General features: G+C 49.7%; 18 protein-coding genes. 10 read left to right on the top strand and 8 right to left on the bottom strand.

Translation table 11 applies throughout. The features are described 5' to 3' along the window. Nucleotides 1-160 precede the first annotated feature (160 nt). Nucleotides 161-1,648: a threonine synthase gene (gene thrC / locus T504_RS0101960; protein WP_033169374.1), complete on the bottom strand. Its 1,488-nt coding sequence runs from the start codon at nucleotides 1,646-1,648 to the stop codon at nucleotides 161-163. A 258-nt stretch (nucleotides 1,649-1,906) separates the two neighbouring features. Here thrC and nadE (T504_RS0101955) point away from each other — a divergent pair, with 258 nt between their 5' ends. Both nadE (T504_RS0101955) and T504_RS0101950 read left to right on the top strand, forming a co-directional pair. Further along, on the top strand, nucleotides 1,907-3,799 hold the full coding sequence (gene nadE / locus T504_RS0101955; protein ID WP_033169373.1) for an NAD(+) synthase: 1,893 nt from the start codon (nucleotides 1,907-1,909) through the stop codon (nucleotides 3,797-3,799). A gap of 52 nt (nucleotides 3,800-3,851) precedes the next feature. After that, nucleotides 3,852-4,280: an FKBP-type peptidyl-prolyl cis-trans isomerase gene (locus T504_RS0101950; RefSeq protein WP_033169372.1), complete on the top strand. Its 429-nt coding sequence runs from the start codon at nucleotides 3,852-3,854 to the stop codon at nucleotides 4,278-4,280. Between the two features lie 273 nt (nucleotides 4,281-4,553). Here T504_RS0101950 and T504_RS0101945 read toward each other — a convergent pair whose 3' ends face one another. The 4 genes from T504_RS0101945 to T504_RS0101930 form a co-directional block, all read right to left on the bottom strand. Further along, nucleotides 4,554-4,964, bottom strand: a complete 411-nt coding sequence (locus tag T504_RS0101945) for a hypothetical protein (protein ID WP_033169371.1) — start codon at nucleotides 4,962-4,964, stop codon at nucleotides 4,554-4,556. A 125-nt stretch (nucleotides 4,965-5,089) separates the two neighbouring features. Next, complete coding sequence (locus tag T504_RS0101940) at nucleotides 5,090-5,875, bottom strand: ZIP family metal transporter (protein WP_033169370.1); 786 nt, start codon at nucleotides 5,873-5,875, stop codon at nucleotides 5,090-5,092. 9 nt (nucleotides 5,876-5,884) lie between these two features. Further along, nucleotides 5,885-6,733 (bottom strand): flagellin lysine-N-methylase, encoded by an 849-nt coding sequence (fliB, locus tag T504_RS0101935; protein WP_033169369.1) that lies wholly within the window; start codon nucleotides 6,731-6,733, stop codon nucleotides 5,885-5,887. A 1-nt stretch (nucleotide 6,734) separates the two neighbouring features. Further along, nucleotides 6,735-7,760, bottom strand: coding sequence for an aldo/keto reductase (locus T504_RS0101930; RefSeq protein WP_033169368.1), 1,026 nt, complete (start codon nucleotides 7,758-7,760; stop codon nucleotides 6,735-6,737). Between the two features lie 175 nt (nucleotides 7,761-7,935). Between T504_RS0101930 and T504_RS0101925 the strand changes: the two genes are divergently transcribed. From T504_RS0101925 to nadE (T504_RS0101905), 5 genes are all read left to right on the top strand, one after another. Beyond that, nucleotides 7,936-8,301, top strand: a complete 366-nt coding sequence (locus T504_RS0101925; RefSeq protein ID WP_033169367.1) for a hypothetical protein — start codon at nucleotides 7,936-7,938, stop codon at nucleotides 8,299-8,301. Nucleotides 8,302-8,544: 243 nt separating this feature from the next. Then, nucleotides 8,545-9,336, top strand: a complete 792-nt coding sequence (locus T504_RS0101920; RefSeq protein ID WP_051635146.1) for an NUDIX domain-containing protein — start codon at nucleotides 8,545-8,547, stop codon at nucleotides 9,334-9,336. Between the two features lie 15 nt (nucleotides 9,337-9,351). Further along, nucleotides 9,352-9,909, top strand: a complete 558-nt coding sequence (locus T504_RS0101915) for a cysteine hydrolase family protein (protein ID WP_033169366.1) — start codon at nucleotides 9,352-9,354, stop codon at nucleotides 9,907-9,909. Nucleotides 9,910-9,938: 29 nt separating this feature from the next. Beyond that, on the top strand, nucleotides 9,939-11,156 hold the full coding sequence (pncB, locus tag T504_RS0101910; RefSeq protein ID WP_033169365.1) for a nicotinate phosphoribosyltransferase: 1,218 nt from the start codon (nucleotides 9,939-9,941) through the stop codon (nucleotides 11,154-11,156). A gap of 15 nt (nucleotides 11,157-11,171) precedes the next feature. Further along, nucleotides 11,172-11,948 (top strand): NAD(+) synthase, encoded by a 777-nt coding sequence (gene nadE / locus T504_RS0101905; RefSeq protein WP_051635145.1) that lies wholly within the window; start codon nucleotides 11,172-11,174, stop codon nucleotides 11,946-11,948. 169 nt (nucleotides 11,949-12,117) lie between these two features. Here nadE (T504_RS0101905) and T504_RS14375 read toward each other — a convergent pair whose 3' ends face one another. Both T504_RS14375 and T504_RS0101895 read right to left on the bottom strand, forming a co-directional pair. Then, on the bottom strand, nucleotides 12,118-12,819 hold the full coding sequence (locus T504_RS14375; protein WP_051635144.1) for a hypothetical protein: 702 nt from the start codon (nucleotides 12,817-12,819) through the stop codon (nucleotides 12,118-12,120). Between the two features lie 157 nt (nucleotides 12,820-12,976). Continuing rightward, nucleotides 12,977-13,438 carry a hypothetical protein gene (locus T504_RS0101895; RefSeq protein WP_033169364.1) on the bottom strand — a complete coding sequence of 154 codons (462 nt, stop codon included), beginning with the start codon at nucleotides 13,436-13,438 and terminating at the stop codon, nucleotides 12,977-12,979. A gap of 161 nt (nucleotides 13,439-13,599) precedes the next feature. Between T504_RS0101895 and T504_RS0101890 the strand changes: the two genes are divergently transcribed. Both T504_RS0101890 and T504_RS0101885 read left to right on the top strand, forming a co-directional pair. Beyond that, a complete protein-coding gene (locus T504_RS0101890) occupies nucleotides 13,600-14,172 on the top strand; it encodes a beta-class carbonic anhydrase (RefSeq protein WP_033169363.1) in 573 nt (190 codons plus the stop codon). Nucleotides 14,173-14,339: 167 nt separating this feature from the next. Then, nucleotides 14,340-14,966 carry a hypothetical protein gene (locus T504_RS0101885; RefSeq protein ID WP_033169362.1) on the top strand — a complete coding sequence of 209 codons (627 nt, stop codon included), beginning with the start codon at nucleotides 14,340-14,342 and terminating at the stop codon, nucleotides 14,964-14,966. Between the two features lie 161 nt (nucleotides 14,967-15,127). Here the strand turns inward: T504_RS0101885 and T504_RS0101880 are convergent, their stop codons facing one another. Beyond that, nucleotides 15,128-15,847, bottom strand: coding sequence for a metallophosphoesterase (locus tag T504_RS0101880; RefSeq protein ID WP_033169361.1), 720 nt, complete (start codon nucleotides 15,845-15,847; stop codon nucleotides 15,128-15,130). 181 nt (nucleotides 15,848-16,028) lie between these two features. On the opposite strand from T504_RS0101880, the gene T504_RS0101875 reads away from it, so the two are divergent. Next, on the top strand, nucleotides 16,029-16,880 hold the full coding sequence (locus T504_RS0101875; RefSeq protein ID WP_033169360.1) for an IS30 family transposase: 852 nt from the start codon (nucleotides 16,029-16,031) through the stop codon (nucleotides 16,878-16,880). Nucleotides 16,881-16,921 lie beyond the last annotated feature (41 nt).

The raw sequence follows: 16,921 nt of genomic DNA, 5'->3' as shown, positions 1-16,921 counted from the left end.
TTTACCAAAAGCTTTAAATTTTTATTTATCACAATTATTTGTCAAAACTAAAGAATAAAATAAAACACAACAAAAACATTTATTGTTTCCGTTGTGTTTTATAAAAAATCGATTTTCCGTAAATTTTTGGCGTTTTACTACCGATTTCGGCTATTTTTGATTATCTTGCAGCAAAATCAAGGACAGCCTGTTTCATCGCCATTACCGCACAGACATCCTTGTGCAGCAAAGGCTTCTTGCGCAACGATGCCAGTCCCTGCGGTGTTGGGTCGTCATTGAGTTCTTGCAATTTATCGAGCATTGCAAACTCATCAAGCCCTGTCGTCTCAACCTGAAGAGCTTCCAAAACGCTGCCATTGAATTTATACGGGCTTGCCGTCGATGCAATGACCATGTAATGACGGTCTTTTGTTACCTGTTGGTAGTTTTCGGCCACTTTCCAAGCAACTGCCGTATGCGTATCCGGCACATAGTGTTTATCGGCATAGACACGGCCAATTAATTCTTTCGTATCGTCATCTCCCGTCCAATCCGCCCAGAAGGTCTGTTGGATTTTCTGCAACAGCTCTCCACCGACCTCATAACGGCCGGACACGGCTAGATCCTTCATCCAGCCAGCAACCTTTCCGGTGTCTTCCGTCAGATGGAACAGGAGGCGCTCGAGATTGCTGGAAATCAAAATATCCATCGATGGGGTAATGGTCTTATAGAAATCGCGATTGCGGTCGTAGACTCCCGTACGCAAGAAATCTGTCAACACGTTATTCGCGTTAGAGGCACAAATCAACTTATGAACAGGAAGCCCCATGCATTTTGCATAGAATCCTGCCAGGATATCGCCAAAATTGCCAGTCGGCACCGTGAAGTTTATCGCCTCACCGGCTTCGATCTTGCCAGCTTTCACCAAATCTGCATACGCACTGAAATAATAGACAATCTGTGGTACCAAACGCCCCCAGTTGATGGAATTTGCCGAAGAAAGCTTAACCCCCTTAGTCTCCAACTCCTTGGCAAAGGACTTGTCGCTAAAGATTTCCTTGACACCACTCTGCGCATCATCAAAATTGCCGCGGACTGCCGTTACATTGACATTGCGGCCCTCCTGCGTGAGCATCTGCAACTGTTGGATACGGCTGACGCCGCCTTCTGGGTAGAAGACCATAATCTTAATCTGATCGACATCCCGAAACCCTTCAAGCGCAGCCTTCCCCGTATCGCCAGACGTAGCCACGAGAATCAAGACCTCATCCGTTTCCCCCGTCTTTTTAAGGGCCGTACTCATGAGCTGTGGGAGCAACTGCAAGGCCATGTCCTTGAAGGCACTAGTAGGACCGTGCCAGAGTTCGAGCACACCCATATCGTCAAATATTTTCACCGGGGCTCGCATAGCGGCATCAAATTTGCCATTGCCATAAGCACGCGTCACGCACCCCTTAACTTCTTCCTCCGTATAATCGGTCAAAAACAAACCGAGAACTTTTGCCGCCCGCTCTTCGTAAGAAAGATCTTGCAGAGCGGCAACAAAGGACGCGTCAACCTTTGGCAAGCTATCCGGTACAAACAAACCACCATCAGTAGCGAGGCCCTGGATAATCGCCTGCGCAGAATCAAGTTTTACCCCATTGCCTCTCGTACTGCTATACTTCAAATCAACCGCCTCTTTCTTTTCCACTTGCTTCTATTTCGATAGCAAACCATTTTACCTCGGACTTTTGTTATCTTTTGCGTCATAAATATAGTTCTAGACTGTATTCGAAGTTTATTATATCATATATTAAAGGCGAATCCTATAGAAAATATAAGATTGTCATTCAAGAAAACACGTTTTTCTTTAAAAATTACATTTTATTATACATTACGCGAATATATACATGTTTGTGTAATAATTTTAAGGAGTGTTTATCCCTTGTTAAAAATTGCTATGGGTCAGATGGAAGTTATCCCTGGCCATCCGGACCAAAACACGGCCAAAATCTTGTCGATGATAGCCGCAGCGAAAGAACAAAACGTCGACCTCATCATCTTTCCCGAGATGGCCGTTCCCGGTTATCTGCTAGGAGATACCTGGGAGCAGTCCTCCTTCCTGAAAGATTGCGAAAGTTTCGGGCAGGACATTATCAATGCCTCAACAGGGATAACGGTAATGTTTGGCAACATCGCCGTTGACTGGTCAAAAAAGAACAACGACGGACGCGTACGCAAATACAACGCGCTCTTCACCGCCCGCGATGGCAAATTGGTACAGCCGGATAACATGCCATATCCTTATGTCATCAAGACCTTGATGCCAAACTATCGGGAATTTGACGACACGCGCCACTTCTTCAGCCTTCAGAAACTGGCCCGCGAGCTCGGCACCACCCCAGACCAATTGCTCTCACCGGTAACGCTGAAAATCAACGGCCAGCGCTATCGCGTCGGCTGTCTGCTTTGTGAAGACGGCTGGAGCGATAACTATGAGATGGAGCCCATCGAGATGCTTCGCCGCCGCCATAAGCCAGACTTTTTCGTCAACATATCGGCCTCCCCCTATACGCTGGGCAAAAATGACAAACGCAACCGCGTCTTTGGTGCCCAGGCAAAAGACGCCGGCGTACCGCTTTTCTATGTCAATGCCATCGGTCTTCAGAACAACGGCAAGACCATCTACACCTTTGACGGGTCAAGTACCGCTTATAATGCTCATGGCCAAATCTTTGCGGTTGCTCCAGAATACACCGAAGAGCTCACCATTGTCGACTTGGACAAACTTGACCAGTCATCCCCCATTGACAAGTCAGACGAAAAGGACATTGCCCATATTTACCGCGCTCTTCACTATGGCATCAAACGATTCCTCGAAAACATTCACATGAAAAAAGTCGTTATCGGCATCTCCGGCGGTATTGACTCAGCGGTCGCCGCCGCTCTTTATGCCAAGGTAATTGGACCGGAGAACTTGCTCCTGGTCAACATGCCAAGCGTCTTCAACTCAGAAACCACCAAGGGACTTTCACAGCAGCTGGCCCAAAACCTTGGCTGCCAATATATGATTGTGCCGATCCAGCAATCCGTAGATCATACGATTGACCAACTCGAGCACACGCCAATGACCTATCTGACAGATGGCAGCACTACCAATCTTTTGGTTTCGTCCTTCGTCACCGAAAACATCCAGGCCCGCGACCGCAGCGCCAGAGTCCTTGCCGGTGCTGCCGCAGCCTTTGGCGGTGGCTTTACCTGCAATGCGAACAAAGCCGAAACAACGGTCGGCTATTCGACACTTTACGGCGACCAATCGGGCTTCCTCGCTGCCCTTGCCGACCTGTGGAAGCATCAAGTCTATGAACTGGCTTACTATATGAACGAAGAAATCTATGGCCGCGAGGTTGTCCCCCAGGGCATCATCGACATCGTACCAAGTGCTGAACTTTCCAATGCCCAGAATGTCGACGAAGGCAAAGGCGATCCGCTCAAATACCCCTACCATGACTACCTGTTCCGTTCCTTTATCGAACGCTGGGAAAAAGCTGCCCCACAGGATATCCTCGAATGGTATGCCGCTGGCACGGTCGAAGAAAATCTTGGCTGTAAGCCAGGCCTTGTTGCCCAGTATTTTCCCACAGCGAAAGACTTCATCGATGACCTCGAGCGCTGGTGGAATCTTTTCTGCGGGATGGCTATTGCCAAACGCATCCAGGCGCCGCCAATCCTTGCGGTCAGCCGCCGCGCCTATGGCTTTGATCACCGGGAAGCCCAAAATGGCCCCTACTACACGCGCCGCTACCAGGAATTAAAAGCAGCCCTGCTGAAATCGTAAGACCTTTTATGCTATACTATCCGTATCACTATCACAAGAATGGAGACAAACTATGAGCAACGAAAACAAAAAAGTAAAAGTTCACTACACAGGTACCCTTAACGATGGCACGAAATTCGATTCCTCTTACGATCGCGGCGAACCACTCGAATTTGTCTGCGGTGCCGGCATGATGATAAAGGGTTTTGACGATGCCGTCAAAGACATGGCCGTTGGCGAAAGCAAAGACATCCATCTGATGCCCGAAGAGGCCTATGGCATGCCATCCGATGAAAACATCATCACGATGGAAATCGCGCAATTGCCAGGGGCCGAAGGACTCGAAGTCGGACAGAAGGTTGCCCTGCAAAATGCCTATGGCCAGCCAGTTCCCGTAACCGTAACCGAAAAGACCGAAACCACCATTACCTTCGATGCCAATCACGAAATGGCTGGCAAAGAATTAAACTTTAAAATCGAACTGGTTGAAGTGGAAAACTAACGACTAAAGAAAATCAGATGAGAAAAACTCCTGAGGCTAAAAACGCTTCAGGAGTTTTTCTCATCTATTGCAAAGGTCGAGGCATCCTGGTAAATAATTCTTCTGTCATAAAATAGCATTTCTCCTCAAAAAAAACATCCATAATCCGAAAACTGCCGGATTATGGATGTCCTTACCGTAGCGATTTCTCGCCCTACTATCGTTGCCGTATAAAAATCTTCTCCTAGCATATCTGAGCGCAAAAGTCACGCCTGCCAACGCGAAAAAACGAACTCACTCTTCCAGGATATTACGGCGCGGTTCCAGTTTCATTTCCTGCTGACTGGTCAAAAGCGAACCATCCGCCGCCCTGGGGATAGGCTTCGTCCTATCGGCCACCGCACGAAGTTTCGGCTTTTGAATGTAGCAGGCTTCCAAGTGGCCCTGCTTATATTCCGATATGCGGATACTGCCATCAGGGAGAATATGCTTAACAGTTTCCGTAAACTCTCGCTGGGCCCGAAGTTCCTTCAGTTCTTTATCGACGGCCTCCATCGTTTCGAGTGTCTCGGGAATCTTACCCAGCCTTTCCGCCACCAAATCCGAAAACAACTCCTTAAAGGCACTTGTCCCGGCAGCCTTTTCCCGGCTAATATTCGTCTCCCCGGCAAGCCCAATCCTCCCCACTCTCATTTCCTGTTCCATTCCCACACCTCATTCCTATCAAAAAAACACGTCTGCACGCTACCTTGAGACCAACTTTTTTCTTGCTTGTAAAATTCGCGGCCAGGAAGGAAAATCCTGCCACAGCAGTCCTCTATCCTCACCTATTACCCCAAAGCAACATCCAAAGCCATCATCAGGGTAAATCCTACGGAAAAACAAAGAACCCCCACATCCGAATGATTGCCCGCAGACATTTCCGGTATCAATTCTTCCACAACTACATAAAGCATAGCTCCTGCCGCAAAAGCCAACAAATAAGGCATCACGGGAATCACATAGCTTGTCGCCAGAATCGTCAACAAGCCACCCACAGGTTCCACCACACCAGAAAGCACACCTGCGGCAAAGGCTTTATGACGGCTCATCCCTGCACTCCGAAGCGGCATGGAGATAATTGCCCCTTCCGGGAAATTCTGGATAGCAATGCCTAACGACAACACAAAAGCGCCCGCTATAGTAATATCCACATTCCCGGCCATCCAGCCAGCAAAGACCACACCTACTGCCATTCCTTCCGGGATATTGTGAAGCGTCACTGCCAGCACCAGCATCGTCGTCTTGGACAAAGAACTAGCAGGTCCCTCCGCCGCATCTGCATTCATATGCAAATGAGGAATCGCATGGTCGAGGAGCAAGAGGAACAACGTTCCCACCCAAAATCCGATTACCGCCGGCAAAAACGATAAAGCTCCCATCCCTGCCGACGCTTCCATAGCCGGAATCAAAAGACTCCAAATCGAAGCCGCCACCATAACGCCTGCCGCAAAACCAGTAAGACCCTTTTGAACCTTCGCGTGAAGCTCTTTTCGCATGAGATAAACACAGGCTGCCCCTAAGCTCGTTCCCGCAAAAGGAATCAACAGCCCCTGTACCACTTCCACTGAAATCATAAAATCTCCTTAAACCAGCTTCATCAAACAGCGAACATTCTCGACGCTGTACTCAATCTGCTCTGACCAGCGCCGAACCGACTCATCCAGCTGACCGGTCAATTGATAAAGCAAAGAAATAAAATCAGCATTCAACTGTGCATAAGAAAGAATCGCTGCCAAGCCAAATGTCTCGAGATACTCCAACGCCCGATAAACAATATACTGATAGACGCGTGTAAAGAGCACCAATTCGTTTTCCGTAAGCGGCACCAGTTGATCCGTCATCGCAGCCAATTCGCCTAATTGTCTGGTCCACGCGTCATCAATCGGCACAGTTTTTCCGAGGCAGTCCAAAACAAATTCGGCATCGTCTTTTGTCATCCCGGACAGATAGACAAGCTCTTCCGCCGGGAGCTCAATCCCCATGTTCCCTAGTAATGTTGACAAGTCAATGGCCCGGTCCGAATTTTCCTCGTGAAACGTCAAGGTTGACAAGTCAGCCAGCAAAAGTTCACAACTCTTTTCACAACTAAGCCCCACGCCTGCCAGTTCGAAATCCGCTGCCGTCACAAAAAAGCGCGGATGATTCGCACAAATATCACAGAGAATGGAATCCCCAGCATTTCGTATCAGCTGACAAAGGCCATCGGTTCGAAGAAACGGGCAGCGCGCTTTCTCATCCAAACGAAACTGCCAAATACCGTCGTGACAGAAAATATTGCGCCGTATTTCTGCCCCCAAGGCATCCGACATCGTCTGATAGCGTTTCGCCGTCCGCGCATCAATGTCAATTTCCCACCCCATGCAACAACTATGCTGACACGAATCAGCCTTACAGGAAAACTTCTCATAAAAATCTGGATAAATCGTAATCACATCATACCTCAATTTCACCAGCGAGGACTTTTTGATAATCCTCATAATTTTTCTTTAAAAGCGCTGGCGTATTCAACTCATAAGGACATTTGGTGGTGCACTGACGGCAATTGAGACAATTCTCGATTTTCTTCATCTCCGTCTGCATCTCCGGCGTAAGCCAGGCTTTGGACGGTGCACGGCGCAACATCAGCGACATGCGCGCACATTGGTTAATCATGATGCCGGCCGGACAAGGCATGCAATAACCGTAGCCACGGCAAAACTCGCCCGAAAGAGCCTGCTGCTCCTGCGCAATATAGGCCTCAACTTCCTCCGTCATGACTGGCGTTTCCTCCATATAAGAAAGCCACTCATCAAGTTCCTGTTTCCGCTGAATGCCCCAGATAGGCACGACATTATCGTACTGCGCGATATAAGCCATCGCCGCCTCCGAACGATTGATAAGTCCACCCGCCAGCCCTTTCATCGCAATAAAGCCAACTTTTTTCTCCCGACAAAGTTTGACTAAGTTCACTTCTTGCTCGGAAGCCAAATAACTGAACGGGAACTGCATCGTCTCATAGAGCCCTGACTCCACACACTCAAAGGCCACTTTGATTTTATGAGCCGTCACGCCGATATGGCGGATCTTTCCCTGCGCTTTCGCCTCGAGCATGGCCTCATACATGCCCGAACCATCACCGGGCCGCCAGCACTGGTCCGCACAATGAAACTGATACACGTCGATGCAGTTGGTCTGCAGCAGCCGCAGTGACGTCTCCAAATCCTGCCAAAAACCTTCCGGTGTCTTAGCATGGGTCTTTGTCGCCAAAAACACCTTATCCCACATCCCCTTGAATGCTTCGCCTAGTTTCTCTTCACTATCACTATAGGCACGCGCCGTATCGAAATAACGCATGCCGCCCGCATAGGCTGCCCGCAAAAGATTAACCGCTTCCGCCTTCGTCACGCGCTGAATCGGCAATGCCCCAAAGCCATTTTGTGGCACGGTAATGCCAGTTGTCCCCAAAGTTACCTGTCTCATGATTACGCCCTCCTAAAACAAAACCTTGCTCTTACTTTTAATTATACCAAGATTCCCACGATTCTCCCAAAATATTTTCGTACAGCCTCATTCGATTATTGTCAGAACTTTCATCCAATGATATAATAATGTTAGTAGTCTTTCCTGTATTGCACCAGGCAAAGGAGGGATTATCATGAGCGGCATTGGTGCAATCAATGGGTCACCTAGCTTCTGGAGCCTAGCTGCGTCGGGAATTTCGGCCATCCGGGCCTCAGCGGCAATTACGGATTCATCACAAGAAGCTCCCAACAAAAAAGACGTACCGCAGGAACGTAAAACTGTGGAGAGTGCTACGATTACCAAGCGGATGTCTGATGGAGCTATGGTTGTTTTGACGCTGCACGGCGACAATGTGGTAACTTCGCATACCTATTCACGCACTGGTAAAAACTTGACACTTACCACGAACTACGCACCAGGTCAGCAGCGCGAAATCCACCACTATCAAGACAACATGGACAGTATTTTAGCCGGTTCTTTTATCAATATTACCGCTTAACAAAAACATCACGGATTCGATGAGGGGCATACAGGAAGACACTTCAAGCCGCTGGCATAAAACCAGCGGCTTTTTCTTTTTCCTTCCCTGCACAATTTTCCCCATCACGTAGTCAAAAAAACATTGACATCTATAGTCAAATATACTACACTAACTATAGTCAATTTGACTATAGTATAAAAAGTCATCTAGACTATAAATGAATCACCAAGCATTCGCATAACAAGAAATGAGGTGTTGGATATGGATCAGGAACAAGTAGCGGCCGAGAAAGCCTTCCTCGATCAATACGACGTGTCAAAATACGAACGGCCTTCGGTCACTGCCGACGTGATCATCTTCACGATGGATGATGACAATGAGCTCAATATCCTGTTGATCAAGCGCGCCCATCATCCCTACAAAGATTATTGGGCCATCCCTGGCGGCTTCCTAGAAACCGGCAGGGAATCGATCGATGAGGCTGCGGCTCGAGAACTTTATGAGGAGACCGGCGTGAAAGCAGCCGATGGCATTGACCTGCGGCAGCTCATCACCGTCGGGACCCCCGACCGCGACCCGCGCACCCATGTGGTCAGCGTGGTCTACACCGCACTGGTTCCCAAGGGACTGCTCCAGCCCAAGGCTGGCGATGACGCCAAAGAAGCCAAGCTCTTCAAGATCCGCAAGGGCTACGACGAGAACGGCGACCTTTCCATCTACTTCGTCGGCGATAAATGCTCCCTCACCATGAAGAACATCGCCTTCGATCATGAAGACTTGATCGTGACGGCCTTGAAACGCCTCCGCGGACGGCTGAACTATACCGACGATGCCTTTGCCCTGCTGCAGGACAAGGCCCGCTTCGACATCTTAGAGCTGCTGCGCGTACACGAGGCCATCCTGTTCCAGCAGCTCGACAAGCCGAACTTCCGCCGCATGTTCATGCGCGACTATGTCGGCAAGCACCGCGTCAAGGAACTGGGCCAGTACGCACAGGAAGGCAAGCGCAAGACGACGCTGTACAAATATCTCCCCAGCGGTTATGACATCTGAAAGGACGGGAAACAAATGAGTACGAAAAAGATTCTGATCATCGTAGATATGCAGGCCGATTTCATCGATGGTGCCCTTGGCTCCCAGGAAGCTGCTGCCATCGTCCCGCCGGTATGCCAAAAGATCGAAGCCGCCAGACAGAACGGCGACATCCTGATTTTTACCCGCGACACCCACCACGCGGACTATCTGGAGACGGAAGAGGGCAGACATCTGCCAGTCCCCCACTGCCTCAAAGACACTGCAGGCTGGCAGATTGACCATCGTCTGCCCATCGACGCCGGCGACACCATCATCGATAAGCCCACCTTCGGTTCGCTGGCCCTCGGCCCCCTGCTGCAGCAGAAATACACCCCTGTCATTGCATCCATCGAGCTTATCGGTCTCTGCACCGATATCTGCGTGCTCTCCAATGCCGTCATCGCCAAAGCGGCACTGCCTGACGTCCCCATCGTTGTCGATGCGGCCTGCTGCGCAGGTGTCACGCCAGAGTCCCACGATACAGCCCTTGCCGCCATGAAAACCATCCAGGTGAACGTCCTCCACCAGGGACAGGAGCCTTGGCGGAAATAACTACTTGTGCGATTGAGGAGGAAGTAACCATGAAGTTCAACCAGATCATTCACTCACTGCTCGAAACCGATCTCTACAAGTTCAGCATGGGGCAGGCCATCTTCCATCAGGCCAGCGAATACGAAACCACCTGGACGTTCAAATGCCGCAATGAGGACGTGCAGTTCACCCCTGCCATGGTCGAAGAGATCAAAGCCCAAATCAAAGCCTACTGCGCGCTGCGCTTCACCGAAGAGGAGCTTGCCTACCTCGCCGGCATCAAATGGCTCAAGAAGTCCTACATCAATCACCTGCGCCTCTGGCGGCCAGACTTTGCCGACTTCTCCATCCAGGCCGCCGGAGATTGCGGCCTGTCCATCGAAACCCAGGGAACGCTGCTCGACACCTCCATGTATGAGATCCCCACGCTGGCCATCGTGAATGAAGTCTACTACCGCTTCCGCCCCGACTACGAGGCACTGGTTGCCGATGCCAAGAAACGCACGCGCCAAAAGGCCGATATGCTGCGGGCCGGGAACTACTGGCTGCCCATCTTCTCCGAATTTGGCCTGCGCCGCCGGCTTTGCGCTGAGGCCCAAGAATATGCCATCGAGCAGTTCGCTGACCTCGACAGCAACGATGTGCTGCGCTCCTACTTTGTCGGCACCTCCAACGTCTATCTGGCGAAGAAGTTCGGCGTCAAGCCGGTCGGCACGATGGCCCATGAATGGATTATGTGCATGGGCCAGGGCAACCACCTCTACAATCCTGCCTACTCCACCCAGGTCGCCCTCGAGGCCTGGGTAAAGGAATACGGCGTCGACAACGGCATCGCCTTGACAGACACCATCACCACCGACTGCTTCCTGCGCGACTTCAACAAGACCCTGGCCACCCTGTTCAGCGGCGTCCGCCACGACTCCGGCGACCCGTTCCTCTGGGGTGACAAGCTCATCGACCACTACACGCGGCTCGGCATCGATCCCGCCAGCAAGACGCTGCTGTTCTCCGATTCGCTGGACTTTGCCAAGGCCGACAAGATTGCCCGCTACTTCCAGGGCAAGGCCAAGGTTGCCTTTGGCATCGGCACCTATATTTCCAACGACACCTACGCCGAGCCGCTGAACATCGTCATGAAGGTGACCAGATGCAATGGCCAGGACGTAGCCAAGATATCCGATACGCCGGTCAAGGGCATGTGCAAGAACCAGGAATACGTAGACTACCTGCAACGGGCCATCGACTGGCGGCTCAAGCACAACGACTGATAGGAGGTATCCACCATGAAACAGGCATATCCAAGATTCCAGGCAGACGAAGACAAACAGCGGATTGTTTCCTTCCTCCAGGACTGGTTCAGCAAGAACGGCCCCGAGGCCCAGGCAGTAGTCGGCATCTCGGGCGGCAAGGACTCCTCGGTGGCAGCCGCCCTATGCGTGGAGGCACTGGGCAAAGACCGCGTCATCGGTGTCCTGATGCCCAACGGCATCCAGGCAGACCTTGATGATGCCCTGAGCCTCGTCAAACACCTCGCCATCCGTTACCGCATCGTAAATATCGGCACGCCCTATAAAGAAATGCTAAAAGCCCTGCAATACACCGAAGCCGTAACCCACAACAACTTCTACTTCTCCGTCACCGATGCCCTGCAGCAGAATCTCCCGCCACGGCTCCGCATGGCGACGCTTTACGCCATCGCCCAGGGCATCCCAGGCGGCGGGCGCGTCATCAACACCTGCAACCGCTCCGAAGACTATGTCGGCTACAGCACCAAATACGGCGACAGTGCCGGCGACGTCGCGCCACTGGCCGCCTACACGGTCGATGAAGTGCTGGCCATCGGGCAGGAACTCGCTCTCCCCGCCCACCTTCTCCACAAAGCCCCTGCCGATGGTCTCTGCGGCAAGACCGACGAAGACAACCTCGGCTTCACCTACGCGGTCTTGGATCACTACATCAAGACCGGAAGCTGCGAAGACCAGGAGACCAAGGCCAGGATCGACCACCTCCACGCCATCAACCAGCATAAGCAAGAACTCATGCCCGTGGTGGCAAGATAAAAGCAGAGCGCTGACCATATCATTCTGGCCAGCGCTCTGCTTTTATCTTATTCTACTGTTCGATATCCATGCAGCATCCATCACTTTATTCTCCTTATCCTGCATACGAACCAAACCGGCGTGACTCAATCAATCGATTCCATTGCAGGCAAAGCTGCCTCCCTCACCTTTAATCGGGTATGACATGGTATGTCGCGCTCCTTGCCTTGAACCAGCACAACCCGGAATTGATAGCTTCCACCTTCACCTGCTCAGCATCCACCAGATAGATAAATCCATCCTCCATCAGTATGGTCGAATCAAACCAACAGGGATCATCCATCTCACCACTGCGGCTGCTTATATCATAGGCCGCATCACCTGTAAACCACATCTCAAGCTGTCCGCCCCAGATTCCGCCGAACAAGACATAAACGCCATCCTCCTGCTCTTCCAGCCGTTCAACATAAGCATCGTGAAAACCGCCCGACACAAGCATCAGATTCCGGCAATCCTTCTGCCCGCGGATTGCCGGATAGGCTTCAAACCGATAGCCTTCATCCAGCGCCAGCAATTCACAGGAGACACACTCCTGCTCCACCATACGAAGCAACGACTCCTTATCAGAAAGCGCCACCTCCCCTAGCTTGGTCTTTGGGTCCACCCGCCAGTTTTCCTGCTCCCCATCCGTGATAAGAACCCTCCTATGTAAATACGGCGCCGCTGCCGTATCATAGACATACTGCTTGGCCAGAGCCGTCTTCTCTTCGTTGAGGACGATAAAATATGCTCCCCAGCAGCTTGCTTCGCCCTCCTCATTCAGCTCTTGATATTGTGCATACACCGTCGAAGTATAGTATTTACCATTCCCCTTATTTATTATTGCATACATGCTCTCATCCCTTCCCGGCAAGCGCCATGATTTATGGATTCTTTTATTGTATTGCCCTTTCTTTAAACGATATTTTGTGCCGGCTTAATGCCACATTAGAGGATGTTATGCAAAAAAGAATGAGCCATGCAGGACACCGTCCTGCATGGCTCATTTATCAATAGTCCTCGTCATTGTCGTAAGAATCATTCCAGAACGACGACTCCTCACTGTCATCTACTGCATCTTCATAAATGGAGGTATCTTCTGCCGCATAGTCTCCATCAGCCGCTTCATCGATTTCTGTCTCTCTCTCCTCCCATAGCCAATCGTCATTATAGTTTGTATAGTTATTGGTTATTTCCTGATTCCCATTTTTCTTATCTCCGCTGAGCATATGTCCAAGGATTGCCCCAGCAGCCACGCCCCCCGCTACATTGCGCAAAGTATGATCTTTCTCTCGGCGTAATGCCACTTGCGATTGCCGTGCAGGTTCCTTTCCTATACGTACCTTCCGCTGTCCACACTCGGCTTTATCAGCCGCAACCAGCCGATTTCCATGTTTTCCCGTGTCCTTTTGGGACCGGAACACCACCCAGCCAATAAATATTCCCAAAACAATCAACAAAAAAGTTTCCATGAACCGCCCTCCCTGTAAATCGCTTATCTATATTATAATCTCATCCCTGTTCTTTGCCTATAAGCAAATTGCCCTGTCAATTCCTCTGCCCAAGCAGGATATTTCCCGTATGAAAAAGAAATACATACGAAAACAACCAGCAAAACAAGGAGGATCACATTATGTCAGTTCTACAAGATATCCTGGCGGTCAACGCCTCATTCTGTACCGCCCCGCCTATGGACTATACGCAGGAAGACCATCAGCAAAGCAAACTGCCCCAGAAACAGGTAGCCATCATCACCTGCATGGATACCCGGCTGGTCAATTTCCTTGAGCCCGCCTTAGGCCTGGCCCGCGGCGATGCCAAGGTAATCAAGACAGCCGGCAACTCCGTGACGGGCGTTTTTGATGGCACCATCCGCAGCCTCATGGTCTGCATCTATGAGCTCGGCGTTAAGGAAATCCTCGTTATCGGCCACCACGAATGCGGCATGTCCAAGACCACCTCCCAAAGCCTCACAAAAGCCATGCTGTCACGCGGCGTCCCCAAAGAAGCCATTCACATGATTGCCAAAGAACTTGCAGAATGGGCCGACGAATTCCAGCATCCCGAACAAAACGTCATCGACACCGTCGAAGCCATACGCTTAAATCCCTTGATTCCTGCCGACGTACCTGTACATGGGCTGATTTTCCATCCGCGAACCGGAAAACTGGATGTTGTAATCGAAGGCTATGAATATACAAAATAGGATTGCTATACAATGATTTTAAAATCCATATCTCCCCCCTCCCGCATGATATTACCTGCAGTATACCACAAGAAGATTGTAAGCAGGCGAAATGTGCAGGAATATAGCCTTTTGAGTCGAAAACTTCAGTAGATTCATTTGATTCTTATGTTAGGAGGTTGTTCCTTGTGAAAAAAATACTAACCGTATGTTTTCTGTTGCTGGCATGTATATTTGCCATTTCATCCACCTCTTCAGCCCAAGAAACCGGCTTTCTGACGCCTGGTGAATCCACATTTCTCTATATGGACACCCGCGTACTCAATGAAACCTATGATAATGAGGCCATTAAATTCGTCCTCCAGCGGGATGGCATACTGCGGCTCATGAGCCGTAACGGAGCCCATGACTATCTCTCATTCACCGGATACGATGACACCAATGCTGGTATCGGCTATAAAATCCGAAAGATTTACACGATGTTCCCCAGCATGCAGTTTTTTGAGATAATTGCTGACAGGGGCGCTCATGCAAAAAACTGTGGCTATTGGATTATCGGCAAGAAAGACGGGCAATGGGTTACTTACGTCTCCCTTGATAGCCTAGCAGCCATGGGGTATACGCCCGGCGAATGGCATCAAATCAGCACAGCACAAAATAGCGATGCAACTGGCCGCTTCATTCTCACCAGCAGGCACGAATATATGCCCCCAGGTGCCCAATATGGTTACCAGCGGCAATTCGCTGTTGACCTTCAGCTCCAACTTTTCTGGGATCAAAATGCACAATGGTTTGGTATCCGCAGACTCCGATAAGGATATGATTATATGAATCGAACACTGCGGTACAATCTCTGTCAATTCGAGGTTAGGTCCCCCTATTTCTATATACCACTTCAACCTGACCATATCATCTTGATAAAAAACCGAGAAGAAGGGCTTAGCTCCCCCTTCTTCTCGGTTTTCTATTTTCATTGCTATCTCGATGATTGATATACTTCTCCACTTAGTAAATCAGCGCAGGATACGCGGCCATTTTCCATAAAACTCCCTGTGTCCATCAGAACCAGCCTGCCATCCTGTAACCATTGCGGTCTTGCCTGATAACCTAATGCTTGTACAGGAGTATGTCCCAAAACAATAATCTGCTTTCCTTGATGAAGTTGCGGATGCATGGCCAGGCTTCTGTCCCACAATAATGTTTTTGTTTTTTGCTCAGTCAGCGGAACGTCCGGCTCACAGTCAGCATGCATGAACCAATAGATTTGGCCATTTACCTCAATTTCTGTATACAAGTGAAACTGTTCTATCAGCTTCAACCAGCTATCGACAAGACTTTCCTTCCTGCCTGTCTTTTCTATTTCTGAACTGGTTATACTGCCGCCACTATTAAGCCACAGGGCTTTCGGTGAACCAAATAGAAACGACAACAGATTTGACGTTTCTTCCTTTTCCCTCATGGCATTATAAAACATCTGCTCATGATTACCACGCAGGAATATCATGTGTCTTTGACCGAAGTGTTCCAACACCCACTCCATTACAGGAACTGGCTGCTCTCCTCTGTCAAGGTAATCCCCTAAGAATACCATCATATCCTTATCCGGATCAAAGCCAACTTTTCGATAAGCCTCAACAAATCTATTCCATTTGCCATGAATATCTCCGAAAACCAAGAGTCTATCTAGTTTATCCATAGTCTTATTCTCCCAGTCTTACCGCCATACTTTTATCCGTATTCAACGGATGTTCCTGACATATCAAATACAAGCGATGAATTTACAATCTAAGTGCAACAGTACATAACTCAAAATAAAATAACGCATAGGCCTCTGGTATAATAATGGTGTTTGCGACAACCCATTTCCAGGAGGAACTATGCGTCATTACAAACCTCTTACACTATATGAGAGAGAAAATCTACTATTTCTTAAAGCCAAGGGATATTCCATAACTGCTATAGCCAAAAGTATGGGGCGCAACAAGGGAACTATATCCCGTAAGCTTCGTCGAAACTCTGTTGCCAATCAGTATATGCCAGTAGTGGCACAACACCAGTATCAGGCACGCCGTGCATATTGCAAGCCACATAACAGACTGGAACACGCTCGGCTTTTGGAACATGTGAAGCATAGGCTGCTTGAATGTCAGCGGTCTCCAGAAGAAATCGCCGAACGGCTGCGAGCCGAATATGGCAGGTGCGTAATTAGCACCACAACCATCTATCGTGCGATATACAGTGGATGGTTGAACGCCCCCAAAGCCTCCACGGCAAGCGTCATAAAAAAGTTGAGGTACCGTGGCAAGCAAGGAAAAGCCTGCCTTGTAACCCTTGTCGACCGAAAAAGTCGCTACCTTATATGCGGCAAGGCTGATAAGAAAAATGCTCAGGCAGTCAGCAGGGCAATAGTTGACCTGCTTCTTGGTGTCAAAGCCCTGTCGGTAACGCCTGACAGGGGCAAAGAATTTGCCCACCATGCAGATGTGACAGAATACTTAGGTGGCCTGCCGTTCTATTTTCCGCAACCTCACCAGCCATGGCAAAGGGGCTCCAACGAGAATACTAACGGCCTGCTTAGAGAATATTTCCCCAAGGGCAAGGACATAACAGAAATCTCTGATGACTACATACAGAGAAAAGTTGCCCTGATGAACTTGCGCCCAAGGAAATGTCTTAACTACCGAACACCATATGAGGTCCATTTTGAGGAAGTGTTACACTTAGCTTGACAATTCGTCCAATAAATAAGATAGTATTTCAAAATATTTTT

This window comes from Selenomonas sp. ND2010, from assembly GCF_000702005.1.
Taxonomy (GTDB): domain Bacteria; phylum Bacillota; class Negativicutes; order Selenomonadales; family Selenomonadaceae; genus Selenomonas_A.
The sequence above is the reverse complement of the archived record's forward strand: the minus strand, read 5'-3'. Positions and strand labels throughout refer to the sequence as shown.

What these genes read in the sequence shown, in the direction of transcription:
- nadE (WP_051635145.1), top strand. Translation starts at nt 11,172, where the DNA reads ATGAAACAGGCATATCCAAGATTCCAGGCAGACGAAGACAAACAGCGG.
- T504_RS0101920 (WP_051635146.1), top strand. Translation starts at nt 8,545, where the DNA reads ATGGATCAGGAACAAGTAGCGGCCGAGAAAGCCTTCCTCGATCAATAC.
- T504_RS0101875 (WP_033169360.1), top strand. Translation starts at nt 16,029, where the DNA reads ATGCGTCATTACAAACCTCTTACACTATATGAGAGAGAAAATCTACTA.
- T504_RS0101880 (WP_033169361.1), bottom strand. Translation starts at nt 15,847, where the DNA reads ATGGATAAACTAGATAGACTCTTGGTTTTCGGAGATATTCATGGCAAA.
- T504_RS0101915 (WP_033169366.1), top strand. Translation starts at nt 9,352, where the DNA reads ATGAGTACGAAAAAGATTCTGATCATCGTAGATATGCAGGCCGATTTC.
- T504_RS0101945 (WP_033169371.1), bottom strand. Translation starts at nt 4,964, where the DNA reads ATGGAACAGGAAATGAGAGTGGGGAGGATTGGGCTTGCCGGGGAGACG.
- T504_RS0101950 (WP_033169372.1), top strand. Translation starts at nt 3,852, where the DNA reads ATGAGCAACGAAAACAAAAAAGTAAAAGTTCACTACACAGGTACCCTT.
- T504_RS0101930 (WP_033169368.1), bottom strand. Translation starts at nt 7,760, where the DNA reads ATGAGACAGGTAACTTTGGGGACAACTGGCATTACCGTGCCACAAAAT.
- T504_RS0101940 (WP_033169370.1), bottom strand. Translation starts at nt 5,875, where the DNA reads ATGATTTCAGTGGAAGTGGTACAGGGGCTGTTGATTCCTTTTGCGGGA.
- T504_RS0101925 (WP_033169367.1), top strand. Translation starts at nt 7,936, where the DNA reads ATGAGCGGCATTGGTGCAATCAATGGGTCACCTAGCTTCTGGAGCCTA.
- pncB (WP_033169365.1), top strand. Translation starts at nt 9,939, where the DNA reads ATGAAGTTCAACCAGATCATTCACTCACTGCTCGAAACCGATCTCTAC.
- T504_RS14375 (WP_051635144.1), bottom strand. Translation starts at nt 12,819, where the DNA reads ATGTATGCAATAATAAATAAGGGGAATGGTAAATACTATACTTCGACG.
- T504_RS0101890 (WP_033169363.1), top strand. Translation starts at nt 13,600, where the DNA reads ATGTCAGTTCTACAAGATATCCTGGCGGTCAACGCCTCATTCTGTACC.
- T504_RS0101895 (WP_033169364.1), bottom strand. Translation starts at nt 13,438, where the DNA reads ATGGAAACTTTTTTGTTGATTGTTTTGGGAATATTTATTGGCTGGGTG.